At 61.0% G+C, this 14,250-nt stretch carries 12 protein-coding genes; 8 read left to right on the forward strand and 4 right to left on the reverse strand.

Annotated elements, in window-relative coordinates:
* Positions 1-36: 36 nt before the first annotated feature.
* Positions 37-897, reverse strand: a complete 861-nt coding sequence (locus A6U86_RS17750; RefSeq protein WP_068393723.1) for a DUF1989 domain-containing protein — start codon at positions 895-897, stop codon at positions 37-39.
* Between the two features lie 133 nt (positions 898-1,030).
* On the opposite strand from A6U86_RS17750, the gene A6U86_RS17755 reads away from it, so the two are divergent.
* Entirely contained in the window at positions 1,031-1,915 is an 885-nt protein-coding gene (locus A6U86_RS17755; RefSeq protein ID WP_068393725.1) for a LysR substrate-binding domain-containing protein, read from the forward strand.
* A gap of 9 nt (positions 1,916-1,924) precedes the next feature.
* On the opposite strand, the gene A6U86_RS17760 is transcribed toward A6U86_RS17755, so the two are convergent.
* A complete protein-coding gene (locus A6U86_RS17760; protein ID WP_068393727.1) occupies positions 1,925-2,809 on the reverse strand; it encodes a LysR family transcriptional regulator in 885 nt (294 codons plus the stop codon).
* A gap of 115 nt (positions 2,810-2,924) precedes the next feature.
* On the opposite strand from A6U86_RS17760, the gene A6U86_RS17765 reads away from it, so the two are divergent.
* Entirely contained in the window at positions 2,925-3,110 is a 186-nt protein-coding gene (locus A6U86_RS17765; protein WP_068393729.1) for a 4-oxalocrotonate tautomerase, read from the forward strand.
* Positions 3,111-3,156: 46 nt separating this feature from the next.
* On the opposite strand, the gene A6U86_RS17770 is transcribed toward A6U86_RS17765, so the two are convergent.
* Positions 3,157-3,423 carry a hypothetical protein gene (locus A6U86_RS17770; RefSeq protein WP_068393731.1) on the reverse strand — a complete coding sequence of 89 codons (267 nt, stop codon included), beginning with the start codon at positions 3,421-3,423 and terminating at the stop codon, positions 3,157-3,159.
* 144 nt (positions 3,424-3,567) lie between these two features.
* Complete coding sequence (locus A6U86_RS17775) at positions 3,568-4,029, reverse strand: Lrp/AsnC family transcriptional regulator (RefSeq protein WP_068393733.1); 462 nt, start codon at positions 4,027-4,029, stop codon at positions 3,568-3,570.
* 185 nt (positions 4,030-4,214) lie between these two features.
* On the opposite strand from A6U86_RS17775, the gene putA reads away from it, so the two are divergent.
* From putA to A6U86_RS17805, 6 genes are all read left to right on the forward strand, one after another.
* Entirely contained in the window at positions 4,215-7,916 is a 3,702-nt protein-coding gene (putA, locus tag A6U86_RS17780) for a trifunctional transcriptional regulator/proline dehydrogenase/L-glutamate gamma-semialdehyde dehydrogenase (RefSeq protein WP_068394086.1), read from the forward strand.
* Between the two features lie 299 nt (positions 7,917-8,215).
* The gene (locus A6U86_RS17785) at positions 8,216-9,172 is read left to right on the forward strand and encodes a LacI family DNA-binding transcriptional regulator (protein WP_244509966.1); all 957 of its coding nucleotides are present in this window, start codon (positions 8,216-8,218) and stop codon (positions 9,170-9,172) included.
* 40 nt (positions 9,173-9,212) lie between these two features.
* Positions 9,213-10,454 carry a sugar ABC transporter substrate-binding protein gene (locus tag A6U86_RS17790; RefSeq protein WP_068393737.1) on the forward strand — a complete coding sequence of 414 codons (1,242 nt, stop codon included), beginning with the start codon at positions 9,213-9,215 and terminating at the stop codon, positions 10,452-10,454.
* Positions 10,455-10,517: 63 nt separating this feature from the next.
* Positions 10,518-11,435: a carbohydrate ABC transporter permease gene (locus A6U86_RS17795; protein ID WP_068393739.1), complete on the forward strand. Its 918-nt coding sequence runs from the start codon at positions 10,518-10,520 to the stop codon at positions 11,433-11,435.
* Positions 11,432-12,295 (forward strand): carbohydrate ABC transporter permease, encoded by an 864-nt coding sequence (locus A6U86_RS17800; RefSeq protein WP_068393741.1) that lies wholly within the window; start codon positions 11,432-11,434, stop codon positions 12,293-12,295. Before A6U86_RS17795 ends, A6U86_RS17800 begins: the two co-directional genes overlap by 4 nt.
* A 26-nt stretch (positions 12,296-12,321) precedes the next feature.
* Entirely contained in the window at positions 12,322-14,250 is a 1,929-nt protein-coding gene (locus A6U86_RS17805; protein WP_068394087.1) for a glycoside hydrolase family 127 protein, read from the forward strand.

Below are 14,250 nucleotides of genomic sequence, written 5' to 3' on the forward strand. Positions count from 1 at the left end.
TTTATGTGACCTTACTAATGCGAAGCACTGCCAAACTTAAAGCCCATGCGTTCTCGGATACGGGCTGCGCTCCGGAAAGGCCCTACCCGCAAGACTTTCCGGATCAGGCTGCCAGATTTCCACGCGCAGCGGATAGCAGGGCGCTGCATCGCTCGAATGGCCGCTGCCGCAATCGCCGCCGGGGCAGGCCGAGAGAGCGCCGAGAAGATCGATCTCCGCGAAAAACTCGATGAAATCGCCGGGCCGCACCGGGCTTGCCTTCATGAAATACTGATGCGTGTCGCGCGTGAACCCGGTGCACATGAAGACGTTCAGCACGTCATGAACATGCATTTCCGCTTCCTGGACGGGAATGTTCATTTCGGACGCAAGCGCCCGCGACAGGTTCGAATGGCAACAATGATGGTAGTCGTCACCCTTCAGCAGCCGGTTGGTATAGGGGTCGCAGCGTGTGCCGATGACGTCATGGATGCCGGCCCCATCATCGTCCCAGCCATACCAGCCGAGCGTGTCGTGGGTGATCGTCGCCATCGGCCGCAGATATGGCAGGGTGCTCCACAGCCGATCGCCGAGGCCGACATGCGTGGCATGAAGGGCGCGCGTCTTGCCGCTGAAAAAGCGCTCCGAGAGATCATCGGCATTCCACAGATTGAGGTCGCCGACCTGAGATCCTTCCACGCTGACGATGCGAAAGAAATGCCCCTTGGGAACGCGGAAACTGCCCGCTTCTCGCGGCGGCACGATGATCTCGCTGACCTTGGTCAAGCTTTGCCTTGCGGAATGGAGCACATCCAGATCCGCCGGAGGCAGCGTTTCATTGGGATAGACGACCACCGGCGGCTTGCCGCGCCGCTCCTCGGCATCGGGGGGAACGGGAATATCCATGGTCCTATGCATCACGATCCCTAGTCCTTTGTCAGTTCACTTGCCGATTTCATTGTGCCAATGGGGCCGCACTCTAACGAGATTGGCCTATTGCACAACGCTCATTGTTCTTGCTCTATGGCCAAGTATGACTTAGCCTTGGCCTATGCGCCAGTTTCCCCTCGCCTCCCTTCGCGCCTTTGAGGCAGCCTTCCGCCATCAGAGCTTCGTCAAGGCTGCCGCGGAACTCAATATGACGGCTACGGGCATCAGCCAGCATGTGCGGGCAATGGAAAACTGGCTCGGTGTTTCGCTATTCGTCCGCCATGCCCGTGGCGTAACGCTGACGGCGGCCGGACGCGAATTCGGGACGGCGGTGGCAAATGGGCTCGGGCATATCGAGATCGCCGCCCGGCAATTGAAGCTCGAGAGCTCTGAGCGGCCGGTGAGCGTCGCATGCATCGCCTCCGTCGCCACCCGCTGGCTGATCCCGCAATTGCCGGCATTCAGGCAAGAGCATCCGGATATCCGCATCAACATCGTCTATGCGCTCGATGCGAGAACACCGGAAGCCGCGAGCGTCGATCTGCTCATTCGCCATGGGACACAACCCGGCACAAATGCCGTCGCTCTTTTGAGCGGCGAGACGCGACCCACCTGCTCGGCGGAATTCGCCCGACGCCATGGCCCGATCACCGCCCCCGCCGATCTGGTCGACGCCGATCTTCTACACGATGAGACCACCGCCGCCTGGGGCCGCTGGTTCGCACTCGCCGGCATTCGCCAGCCTCCGAAATCGGGACCGATCTTCGCCGATTTCAGCTTGATGATCGGATCCGTCATGGGCGGACAGGGCATCGGCCTCTGCCCGACCGCGCTGATCGGTGACGAACTGGCCAATGGGACATTGGTCACCCTGTTCGACATGCCTCTGGACACGGAGAAATCCTATTGGCTCATCGAAGCCGTCAGGCTTTCCGGTGAGGCGGAGATATTCCGCGACTGGCTTATCACGGCAAGCTCAACATCCCGAAACACCCAGGAGAGCTGATGCTCTTGCTCAGCCGAACCGGGCCATGAGGAAATCGATCGCGCTGCGCAGCATCGCTGTGGGACGGCGATCCGGCGCATAGACCAGATGCATCGGCGTCGGCTTGTAGGACCATTGCGGCAGCACCGGCTCCAGCCGCCCGGCATCAAGATCGGCGGCCAACAACAGCTCAGGCTGGAGCACTATGCCGGCTCCGTGGAGCGCGGCAACCCGCAAGGCCCCGCCCTGGTTCGTGGTGAACCTGCCCCTTATGGCGATTTCGCGTGTTTCCCCTTCCGGGCCGACAAGATGCCAGCGCCCCTGCAGACGCCAATAGGAGTGGCCAAGGCATACATGTTTCGTGAGGTCCTCGGGCGTCTCGGGCCGGCCTTGGCGGGCAAGATAGTCAGGCGAAGCAGCAAGCATGCGCCGATACGGTTTCAGAGGCCGAGCCACCAGATTTGTATCCGTCAGCTCGCCAATATGGATGCCGAGTTCATAACCCTCGCCAATCAGATCATGCGGATTGTTGTCGAGCGCCAGATCGACGCTGACGTCGAGATTCTCATGCAGATAATCGACAAGAGCCGGGACGAGACTTTGGGTGCCGAAGCTCACGGGTGCGACGAGCCGAAGCTTGCCGCGCGGCGCCGACTGCAATTCCGACGCCGACGCCTCGGCCAGATCAACCTCTGTCAGTACGGTCTTGCAGCGCTCATAATAGAGCTTGCCAACCTCGGTCAGCTGGTGGCGGCGGGTGGTGCGATGAAGCAATCGCGCGCCGAGCCGCTGTTCGATCGTCCGGATATGCTTGGCAACCATGGTGGCCGATACCTGACTGATCTCCGCCGCCGCGGCAAAGCTGCCTTCCTCGACGACCCTGACAAACATCGCCATGCCGGCCAACTTGTCCATGATTGCATACCCAGTGGTTCTGAATGAAGCAAATGGAAGGCTATTTATCAGCCTGAGGTTTTGCAAGATAGTCGGAACTGCCTAACATCAGGCTATGTTCTCTCAAGGAGTCGTCATGCCCATCTTGCGCTTGGAAATGCATCCCGGACGTACACAGGACCAGAAGCGTGCCTTCGTTCGTGAAGCCACCAAGGTCGTCGTCGAAACGCTGGTTTGCCCGCCGGAATCGGTGGAAATCATCATTACCGAGATTTCGAAGGATTCCTGGGCGACGGCGGGCAAACTGAAATCGGATAGCTGAGACGTTCCGATCGAAAATATCGAGCCTGACGGCGCTATACCGGCCGTCAGGCCGGGCTTGTCGTCAAGCTTTGACGGCCCCAGGCCTCGGCCCAATCCATCAGACGGGCCAATTCCTGCTTGAGGGCGTGGGATCGGATGATATCAGGGGCGTGATCACTATTGGTGCGCGGATTGTAAAATGCGCCGATCTCCTCGCCGCTTTCCCGTCTTGCCGCCTCAAGCCGGGCCTTTAGATCTTCCACTTCGGCCTTCACCGCAAAGTACCGCTTCATGACCTCAATGAGGTCGCGGTCGCTTGCATTCATTTCCATGCATACTCCACCTTACTAAACTTAGCCCTCGGCACTGATCCGATTCGAATGGCGAAATCTAGATCGTTGTTGAGCCGGCAACGTGGATTGCGACGAATACGCCAGAACACAAAAGGTGGTCGCCATCGGAATTGCGATGCGATTTTACGACCAGCTTTCCTTGACCGACTGCATCACTACATTGGTCGACGTGCTTGCCACGAAAGGCAGGCTGGAGATTTTTTCGCCCAGGACGATGCGGTAGCGCCGGATATCCGACGTGCGGACTTTCAGCAGATAATCGAAGCGCCCCGCGATCATATGGCACTCCTCAATTTCCTTGATTTTCTTGATGGCATTGTTGAAGCTGAGCAAGGCCTCCTCGCGGGTATCAGTCAGCTTCACTTCGGCGAAGGCGACGTGATCGAGGCCGAGCTTGACCGGATTGAGCACGGCCTTGAAGCCATCGATATAGCCGGAATCGATCAATTTCTTCAGTCGCGCCTGGCACGGCGTCTTTGAAAGACCGACACGCTCGGAAAGCTCCGTGATCGACATACGGCCGTCTTCGACCAGTGCATCGAGGATCTTTTGATCGAACTGGTCAATTTCACTGGATTTTATCATTTGCGTAGGCATTCCTATTTGAAATGGACATTATTGAAGTCCAATATGACTGAAAAGCCGCAGTTTCAAGGCGGAACGCCTTTCGGGAATGAAGTATGTTCCGCAGCGAAGCAACGGGAGGGCCGCAGGGAGCGAAATCGCTCGCGCCTATGTGGTCACAGGGACCCTTGCACCTTGAGGATATCATGACTGCTACTGTCGCACTCGCCGCCGAAGAACCGTCCCCGGACGCCGCCCCGTTTTCGCATTTCGCCCCCCCCATCCGTGAGCAAAGCCCGCTTCGAAAGGCGATTACTGCGGCCTATCGGCGTCCGGAGACCGAATGCCTCCCCATGCTGGTCGAGGCGGCTACTTTGCCGGCACCCGTTCGTGAAGCTGCGAAGAAAACGGCCAGGACGCTGATCGAGGCGCTGCGCGCCAAGCACAAGGGCACCGGCGTCGAAGGTCTGGTGCACGAATATTCGCTGTCGAGCCAGGAAGGCGTGGCGCTGATGTGCCTTGCCGAGGCACTGCTGCGCATTCCTGACACGGCAACGCGCGACGCGCTGATCCGCGACAAGATCGCCGGCGGCGACTGGAAGTCGCATCTGGGCGGCGGCCGCTCGATGTTCGTCAATGCCGCGACATGGGGACTGGTGGTTACCGGCAAGCTGACATCAACGGTCAGCGAAAGCGGGCTGTCGGCCTCACTGACGCGGCTGATCGCACGCGCTGGCGAGCCGGTGATCCGGCGCGGCGTCGACATGGCGATGCGGATGATGGGCGAGCAATTCGTCACGGGCGAGACGATCGACGAGGCACTGAAGCGTGCCCGCGCGCTCGAGGCCCAAGGCTTTCGCTATTCCTACGATATGCTCGGCGAGGCAGCGACGACACACGCCGATGCAGAACGCTACTATCGCGACTATGAGAACGCGATCCATGCTATCGGCAAGGCCTCGGCCGGCCGTGGCATCTATGAAGGCCCTGGCATCTCCATCAAGCTCTCCGCCTTGCATCCCCGCTATTCCCGCTCGCAGGTCGACAGGGTCATGGGCGAACTGCTGCCGAAGGTGAAAGCGCTCGCCCTTCTCTCCAAGAGTTACAATATCGGCCTGAACATCGACGCCGAGGAAGCTGACCGGCTGGAGCTGTCGCTCGACCTGCTGGAAGCACTTTGCCTCGATCCGGATCTCGACGGCTGGGATGGCATCGGCTTCGTCGTGCAGGCCTACGGCAAGCGCTGCCCCTTCGTCCTCGATTTCATCATCGATCTCGCCCGCCGCTCGGGCCACCGGCTGATGGTACGCCTCGTCAAGGGCGCCTATTGGGACGCCGAGATCAAGCGTGCCCAGGTGGACGGCCTCGAAGGTTTCCCGGTGTATACTCGCAAGATCTACACCGATGTCTCCTATATCGCCTGCGCCAAGAAGCTACTCGCGGCAACGGATGTGGTCTTCCCGCAATTCGCCACCCACAATGCTCAATCGCTGGCAACGATCTACCAGATGGCCGGAAGTGATTTTTCGGTCGGCAAGTATGAGTTCCAATGCCTGCACGGCATGGGCGAACCGCTTTACGAGGAAGTGGTCGGGGCCGAAAACCTGGATCGCCCTTGCCGGATCTATGCGCCTGTCGGTACGCATGAAACGCTGCTCGCCTATCTTGTCCGCCGCCTACTGGAAAACGGCGCCAACTCTTCCTTCGTCAACAAGATCGCCGACCCCGCCGTTCCCGTCTCCGAACTGATCGCCGATCCTGTCGAGGTGGTGCGTGCAATGCCTGTCATGGGCGCCCAGCACGACAAGATCGCTCTCCCAACCGATTTGTTCGAAGGTGCGCGGAAGAACTCCGTCGGTATCGATCTGTCGAATGAGACAGCGCTTTCCGATCTGTCCGAACAGTTGCATGCCTCCGCTGCCGGGGATTGGCTCGCAAAGCCAATACTCGCTGACGGCTCTGAACGCGGCGAAGCGCGTGCGATCCTCAATCCCGCCGACCACGCCGATATCGTCGGTCATGTTGCGGAACTCGCCCCGGAAGACGCGGCCGACGTGATCCGCCTTGCGGCCGGCGCTACTGCCTCATGGGCGGCCGTCAGCCCGGATGCGCGCGCAACGATCTTGGAGCGCGCCGCCGAACTAATGCAAAGCGAGATGCCCGCACTGGTCGGCTTGACTATCCGCGAAGCGGGCAAATCGGCTGCGAATGCCGTCGGCGAAGTCAGGGAAGCCATCGATTTCCTCCGCTATTACGCCGCTCAAGCGCGCAAGGTGTTGAAGCCCGATAGCGTTCCGCTCGGCCCCGTCGTCTGCATCAGCCCCTGGAATTTTCCGCTGGCGATCTTCACCGGCCAGGTTGCCGCAGCACTGGTTGCCGGCAATCCGGTTGTCGCCAAGCCGGCTGGCAACACGCCGCTGATTGCTGCCCAGGGCATTCGTATCCTGCATGAAGCGGGCATTCCGCTCGACGTGCTCCAATTTGCACCGGGCAGCGGCCGCATGGGTGCCGCCCTCGTCGGTGCGCCTGAAACCGCCGGCGTCATGTTCACCGGTTCGACAGAGGTAGCCCGCCTCATTCAGGCGCAGCTTGCCGAACGGCTGTCGAAATTCGGCAAACCTATCCCGCTGATCGCCGAGACCGGTGGCCAGAACGGCATGATCGTCGACTCCTCGGCGCTCGCCGAACAGGTCGTCGCTGACGTCATCGCCTCTGCCTTCGACAGCGCCGGCCAACGCTGCTCGGCACTGCGCGTGCTGTGCCTGCAGGACGAGGTCGCCGATCGCACGCTGACCATGCTGCGAGGCGCGCTTCGCGAATTGTCCGTCGGCCGGACCGACCGGCTTGCCATCGACATTGGGCCCGTCATCGACGACAACGCCAAGCGCGGCATCGATGAGCACATCGAACGCATGCGCAAGCTCGGCTGCGCCGTCGAACAGCTCGACCTTCCGACAAGCGCCGCCAAGGGCACCTTCGTCGCTCCGACGATCATCGAGCTGAAGAAGCTGAGCGATCTGAAGCGCGAGGTTTTCGGGCCGGTCCTCCATATCATCCGCTACAAGCGCAAGGGGCTGGACAGGCTGATTGATGATGTCAACGCGTCCGGCTACGGCTTGACCTTCGGCCTGCACACCCGGCTGGATGACACGATCGCCCATGTCACCAGCCGCGTGAAAGCAGGCAATCTTTACGTCAACCGCAACATTATCGGCGCTGTCGTCGGCGTTCAGCCCTTCGGCGGCCGCGGCCTCTCCGGCACCGGCCCGAAGGCAGGCGGCCCGATGTACCTGCGTCGTCTGACCGCCTCATCGACCGAGCCGCTGCGCGACGAAACCGTACAAGTCGATCCGGCCGCTCAGGAGTTTCTTGCCTGGCTCGACAGCAAGGGAGCACCGGCTGCAAAGCAGGCTCGCGCCGTTGCCGGCCAGTCGTCGCTGGGCTTCAATGCCGAACTGCCCGGCCCGGTCGGTGAGTTGAACCTCTATGCGCTGCATCCGCGTGGCAGGGTCCTGCTCGTTCCAAAGACGGCGCTTGGCCTGCATGTCCAGGTCGCCGCCGCCCTTGCGACGGGCAATTCGATCGTCATCGACGCTGCTTCGGGTCTGCAGGACGAACTCCAAAATCTGCCAGCGGTGGTTACGGCCCGCATCTCATGGTCGAAGGATTGGGCTGCGGATGGCCCATTCGCCGGCGCCCTCATCGAAGGAGATGCCGCCCGCGTCCAGCAGGCCATCAAGACGATATCAGCTCTTCCCGGCCCGCTGCTGCTCACGCAAGCCGCCTCTAGCGAGGAAATCGCCGGGAGCGCCGATGCCTACTGCTTGAACTGGCTGCTGGAAGAAGTGACGACGTCGATCAACACGGCAGCTGCCGGCGGCAATGCGAGCCTGATGACGATCGGCTAAGGCCACGATCTCGAATGAACATGGCGGCCGGGATAATCATGTCCCGGCCGCTTTTTTTTGTGACCGGATCTGTCGGATCCAATGACGCCGCCTCGCCCTCGCCGTTTGGCAACCACGTGCGTTCTCTTCCGAACGCTACTTTCGGCATTATCAAAAATTTTTGAGAAAAGCTTTTCTCATATTGACTCTGGCGTTGAGAAAAGCTTTTCTCAAGAAAATCGAGTGGGAGAAGACATCTGGAAAATCAGCGTGCGAAAAGCGGACGCGCAACGATTCACGACGTTGCGGCGGCTGCAGGTGTGAGCATTTCGACAGCATCGAAGGCCCTCAACAATACCGGCCGTATGGGCGACGAGACCCGCGAGCGGGTCAAGCGGGCCGCTGCCGAGATCGGCTTCCGACCGAATGCGCTCGCCAAGGGATTGCTCAGCAACCGCACCTTCACGATCGGTCTTCTGACCAACGACACATATGGCCGCTTCACGCTGCCGGTCATGGCCGGCATCACCGAAGCGCTCGTCGATCATGGGGTTTCGGTCTTCCTCTGCACCATCGAGGATGATCCGGTGCTCGGAAAGGTTCACGTCGACGCGCTGCTGGACAAGCATGTTGACGGCATCATCGCCTCGGGCAAGCGGATCGACCGCCGCCTGCCGGTGGATCTGTCGAACCTGCCCGTACCCGTGGTCTACGCCTTCACAGAGGGGGCACCCGACAGCGTCACCTTCTGCGCCGACGATTTTCAGGGAGCGGTGCTTGCCGTGGAATGGCTGCAGGGCCTAGGCCGACGCCAGATAGCCCATGTGACGGGGCCGGACAGCTTCGTCTCGGTGCGCGAGCGCGCCAAGGCCTATCGCGGCCTTATCGGCGACGCGCTGCCGGTCATGTACGGCACCTGGTCCGAGGCATGGGGTCACGAGGCGGTGGCGCAGCTATGGAATGCGGCCGGCGCAAAACCAGACGCGATCTTCTGCGGCAACGACCAGATCGCGCGGGCGGTCGTTGATGCGCTGCGCGAGCGCGGCGTGCGGGTGCCGGAGGATGTCTCGGTGGTTGGTTTCGACAATTGGGAGATCGTCGCCGCGCAAACAAGGCCGCCGCTGACGACGGTGGACATGAATCTGAAGGCGCTCGGAAGAGAGGCCGGACTAACGGTTCTGGCGCTGGCGGAGGGACGCAGCGTCGAACCGGGGATCAGGACATTGCCCTGCGAACTCGTCGTGCGGCAGTCGTGCGGGGGAGACCCCGAGCTTTAATCAAGAAAGGGCAATGGGAGTTGCCCCATGGGAGGAGAACATGATGAAGCGATTTCTGGCCGCAACCGGCCTCATATCCCTATGCCTGGCATCTGCCGCATCCGCTGAAAACATCTCCATGTGGGTGCGCAGCGGCATTGGCGATTCATTCAAAAAGGTCGTCGAGGCCTATAATGCCGGCCATGACGACAAGGTCACGCTGACGGAAGTGCCTTTCGGCGAACTCGTGCAGAAATACGCGACCGCCATCGCCGGTGGCCAGGCGCCGGATGCGCTATCGATGGATCTGATCTACACGCCGGCCTTTGCCGCCGCCGGCCAGCTTGCAGACCTGACCGACTGGGCAAAAAGCCTGCCCTATTTCAACTCGCTCTCGCCATCGCATGTGAAGCTCGGCACCTATGACGGCCATATCTACGGCCTGCCGCTCTCGGTCGAGACCTCCGTCTTTGCCTGGAACAAGGATCTCTACAAGAAGGCCGGCCTCGACCCGGAAAAGGCGCCGACCAGCTGGGAGGAGATCGAGCAGAATGCCGAGAAGATCCGCGCGCTTGGCGGCGATACCTACGGCTTCTATTTCTCCGGCGGCGGCTGTGGCGGCTGCATGATCTTCACCTTCACCCCGCTCGTCTGGGGTGCCGGCGCAGACATTCTCTCGGCCGACGGCAAGACAGCGACGCTCGACACGCCACAAATGCGCAAGGCAATCGGTATCTATCGCGACATGGTGAAAAAGGATCTGGTACCGGCAGGGGCGGCAAGCGATACCGGCGCCAATTTCCTGAGCATCAGCAATGGCAAGATCGGCCAGCAGAGCATCGGCGCCTTCTCGATCGGCACGCTGATCACGCAATATCCCGATATCCACTTCGGGGTGACTCTGATCCCCGGCGCTGACGGCAAGCCGTCGTCCTTTGCCGGCGGCGACAATTTCGTCATCTCCAAGGGCACCAAGAAGCTCGATGCAGTGAAGAAATTCCTCGAATACACCTATTCGCTCGAGGGGCAGAAGATCATGGCGAAATATGGCAGCCTGCCGACGCGCGGCGATATCGCTCAGCAGGTGCTTGAGGGCCTCGATCCGCGCATGCAGGTTGGCCTGAAAGCCATATCGATCGCCAAGACGCCCTATACGCTGCAGTTCAACGATCTGATCAACAGCGCCAACGGTCCCTGGGCAGGCTTTACCAATGCCGCGATCTTCGGAAGCGATGTCGATGGCGCCTTTGCCAATGCCCAATCGGAAATGCAGTCGATCATCGACACCGCCCAACAGCAATAAGCGCACGATTGCCGGGAGGCTTCACGCTTCCCGGTCCTTCCATCGCAACATCGGGAGCATTCCATGGCGGGTCCTGGAGCTATCGCAACCGCGCGGCTTCGCAAACGGCGAAGACGTGCCGGCTGGCACGGATTTCTCTACATCGCGCCGGCCATGGCGCTGGTCATCGTCTTCTTCATCCTGCCCGTTGTCTTCACCGTCTGGATGAGCCTGCATAACTGGCCGCTGCTCGGCAATCCGCGCTGGATCGGCTTCGGCAACTATATCCGCATGTTCTCCGACATACGCTTCATGGCGGCGCTCCGGTTTACCGCCTATTACACGGTCGTCGTCACCATCGTGATTTTCGCCGTCGCCTTCCCGCTGGCACTTTATGTGGAGAAGCAGCGGCCATTCGTCGGCTTCTATCGGACGATCATCTTCCTTCCCGTCGTCGTCGGGCTTGCCACGGCCTCACTGCTCTGGGTCTGGCTCGCCAATGTCGACAGCGGCTTCTTCGCCCCGGTGGCGCTGGCGCTCGGTCTGGTCGACAAGAGGCCGAACCTGCTTGCCGATTTCGACATGGCGTTTGCGACGATCGTCGTCATGGTGGTCTGGAAGATTGCCGGCTTCACCATGATCATCCTGCTTACCGGCCTGCAGGCGATCCCCTCGGAACTCACGGAAGCAGCCCGCATCGATGGTGCGAAGCGCTGGCAGCGCTTCCGGCATCTGACCTTGCCGCTGATGCGCCGCACCATCGCGCTGGCGCTGATCATCTCCATCACCGGCTCGGTGCTCGCCTTCGACCAATTCTACATTATGACATCAGGCGGCCCGCAGAACCGGATGATCTCGGTGGTTTACTACATCTTCAACCAGTCCTTCGTGTCCTTCAATCTCGGCTACGGCGCAGCATTGTCGATCGCGCTGCTCGTCATCCTCGTGCTGATCAGCATCGTCCAGCTCTGGCTGCTACGCGGTGGGGAGGGCCGGCCATGACCACAGCAAAAGAGCGCCGCGCAAGGCGCAAGCTCTGGGGCGGTATCGGCTATCACGGTATCGGCGTCATCATCGTCATTTTCTTCTTCGCGCCCTTTGCGATCGCGCTCCTTTCCTCATTCAGGCACGGTAGCGAAGCCAGCCTTCCGCCGCTGCCGCCCTGGCCGACGACCGGCTTCAGCTTCGACGCCTATCGCTCGCTCGATGGCTTCGGGGCAGGCGTTCTGCAACATACGCTGAATTCGCTGTTCGTCTCGGTCGGGACGGTAGTACTGACCGTCCTCGTCAGCCTGCTGGCCGGCTACGGTTTCTCGCGCTACCAATTCCCCTTCAAGGGCATCCTCTTCATTCTCGTCATCGCAACGCTGATGATCCCCTTCCAATCGATCCTGACGCCGCTCTTCATTATCCTCGCGAAGCTCGGCCTCAACAATTCGCTGATCGGGCTGACGCTGGTCTATGTGACGCTGCAGCTGCCCTTCTCGGTCTTCATGATGCGCAACGCCTTCGACGCGGTGCCCAAGGAAATCGAGGAAGCGGCCCGCATCGACGGCGCGCGCGATCTGAAACTCCTCTTCCGCGTGCTGTTTCCGCTGGTGCTGCCGGGCGTGGCGACAGTTGCGATCTTCGCCTTCCTGAATGCCTGGAACGAATTCCTGGCGGCGCTGATCCTTCTCTCCAGCAATGAGAAATTCACCCTGCCGGTTCTGATGATCGCCGTCAGGACCGGACGCCTCGGCGCCGTCAATTGGGGAGCGGTCCAGGCCGGTATTGCCGTCATGACCATCCCCTGCGTCATCGTCTTCCTGCTTTTGCAACGCTACTACATGCGCGGGCTGATGGCCGGCGCGGTGAAATGACCCCTTCAAACAAACGGATGAAAGCCATGTCAGACAAGCAAAGCCGCCAGTTCCGCCCCCTGCCCGTTCCGAATGTTGAGCTCGCCGGCCTTTTCGGCGACCGCCAGGATGCCATCTGCAATTCAACGGCGGCCACCCTGCTCGACCGCTGCGTCGAGGCCGGCATGATCCGCGCCATCGACGTCGGCCAGCCAAGCCCCGGCATCGTTATCCCCTTGCAGACTTGGTCGGGCTCGACGCAAATGTTCTGGGACAGTGATCTCGGCAAGTCGATCGAGACCATCGCCTATTCGCTCTATCGCCGCCCCAATCCGGAGCTGGAAGCACGCGCCGACGCCATCATCGACATGTATGAAAAGATGCAGGAGAAGGATGGCTATCTGAACGCCTGGTTCCAGCGCGTTCAACCCGGTCGCCGCTGGACCAACCTGCGCGACCACCATGAGCTTTATTGCGCCGGCCATCTGATCGAGGCGGCCGTCGCCTATTATCAGGCGACGGGCAAGCGCAAGCTGCTCGACATCATGAGCCGCTTTGCCGACTACATGCTGACCGTCTTCGGCCACGGCGAAGGACAGCTACGCGGCTATTGCGGCCATGAGGAGGTGGAACTCGCGCTCGTCAAGCTCGCCCGCGTCACGGGTGAGAATAAGTACTTGGATCTGGCCAAATACTTCATCGACGAGCGCGGTCAGCAGCCGCATTTCTTCACCGAGGAAGCGCTGCGCGATGGCCGCGACCCCAAGAACTTCGTGCAAAAGACCTATGAATACAGCCAGTCGCACCTGCCGGTGCGCGACCAGACCAAGGTGGTGGGGCATGCCGTGCGCGCCATGTACCTCTATTCCGGCATGGCCGACATCGCTACGGAATATAACGACGACACCTTGACCTCGGCGCTCGAAACACTGTGGGATGATCTCACGACCAAGCAGATGTATGTCACGGGCGGCATCGGGCCGGCGGCATCGAACGAAGGCTTCACCGACTATTACGACCTGCCGAACGAGAGCGCCTATGCCGAGACCTGTGCCTCTGTCGGCCTCGTCTTCTGGGCCAACCGCATGCTCGGTCGCGGCCCGAACCGCCGCTATGCCGATATCATGGAACAGGCGCTCTATAACGGCGCGATGGCCGGATTGTCTCTCGACGGCAAGACCTTCTTCTATGAAAACCCGCTGGAGAGCGCCGGCAAGCATCATCGCTGGACCTGGCATCATTGCCCCTGCTGCCCGCCCAACATCGCCCGCCTGCTCGCTTCGGTCGGCTCCTACATGTATGCCGCAGCGGACAACGAGATCGCCGTGCATCTCTATGGCGAGAGCAAGGCCCGCGTGCCGTTGGCGAGCGGCGTGACCGTTACGCTTGCCCAGGCGACGCGCTATCCTTGGGACGGTGCCATCCATTTCGAGGTCAACCCGGATCGCAATGCCGAATTCGCGCTGTCGCTGCGCATACCAGAATGGGCCGAGGGCGCAACGCTTGCGGTCAATGGCAAGAGCATCGATCTCTCGGCTGTCACCATCGACGGCTATGCCCGTATCGACCGCGAGTGGCAGGCGGGCGACAAGGTCGACCTCAATATTCCGCTGATCCCGCGCACCCTTTTCGCCAATCCCAGGGTCCGCCAGGACGCCGGGCGCGCCGCCCTGATGCGCGGCCCGCTCGTCTATTGCGTCGAGACCACGGATAACGGCCAAGACCTCAATGGCATTTCGTTCGCCGGCAAGCCCGCCTCGGCAAGGACTGCCGAAATCGCCGCCCTCGAAGGTGCCGTCGCGCTCGATATTCCGGTCACACGCGATGAGGCGGACTGGGGATCGGATCTTTACCGGACGACGCCCCCGAAGAGCCGAGCCGCCACCGCACGCTTCGTGCCCTATCATCTCTGGGACAACCGCGAGCCGGGCGAAATGCTGGTCTGGATCCGCACCGAGCAAAGCCGCGGAGCCTGA

The organism is Rhizobium sp. AC27/96, assembly GCF_001692325.1.
Taxonomy (GTDB): Bacteria; Pseudomonadota; Alphaproteobacteria; order Rhizobiales; family Rhizobiaceae; genus Rhizobium.

Bases quoted from the DNA above. Each gene is read 5' to 3' on its own strand.
- A6U86_RS17750 (WP_068393723.1), bottom strand. From the start codon at position 897: ATGCATAGGACCATGGATATTCCCGTTCCCCCCGATGCCGAGGAGCGG.
- A6U86_RS17755 (WP_068393725.1), top strand. From the start codon at position 1,031: ATGCGCCAGTTTCCCCTCGCCTCCCTTCGCGCCTTTGAGGCAGCCTTC.
- A6U86_RS17760 (WP_068393727.1), bottom strand. From the start codon at position 2,809: ATGGACAAGTTGGCCGGCATGGCGATGTTTGTCAGGGTCGTCGAGGAA.
- A6U86_RS17765 (WP_068393729.1), top strand. From the start codon at position 2,925: ATGCCCATCTTGCGCTTGGAAATGCATCCCGGACGTACACAGGACCAG.
- A6U86_RS17770 (WP_068393731.1), bottom strand. From the start codon at position 3,423: ATGGAAATGAATGCAAGCGACCGCGACCTCATTGAGGTCATGAAGCGG.
- A6U86_RS17775 (WP_068393733.1), bottom strand. From the start codon at position 4,029: ATGATAAAATCCAGTGAAATTGACCAGTTCGATCAAAAGATCCTCGAT.
- putA (WP_068394086.1), top strand. From the start codon at position 4,215: ATGACTGCTACTGTCGCACTCGCCGCCGAAGAACCGTCCCCGGACGCC.
- A6U86_RS17790 (WP_068393737.1), top strand. From the start codon at position 9,213: ATGATGAAGCGATTTCTGGCCGCAACCGGCCTCATATCCCTATGCCTG.
- A6U86_RS17795 (WP_068393739.1), top strand. From the start codon at position 10,518: ATGGCGGGTCCTGGAGCTATCGCAACCGCGCGGCTTCGCAAACGGCGA.
- A6U86_RS17800 (WP_068393741.1), top strand. From the start codon at position 11,432: ATGACCACAGCAAAAGAGCGCCGCGCAAGGCGCAAGCTCTGGGGCGGT.
- A6U86_RS17805 (WP_068394087.1), top strand. From the start codon at position 12,322: ATGTCAGACAAGCAAAGCCGCCAGTTCCGCCCCCTGCCCGTTCCGAAT.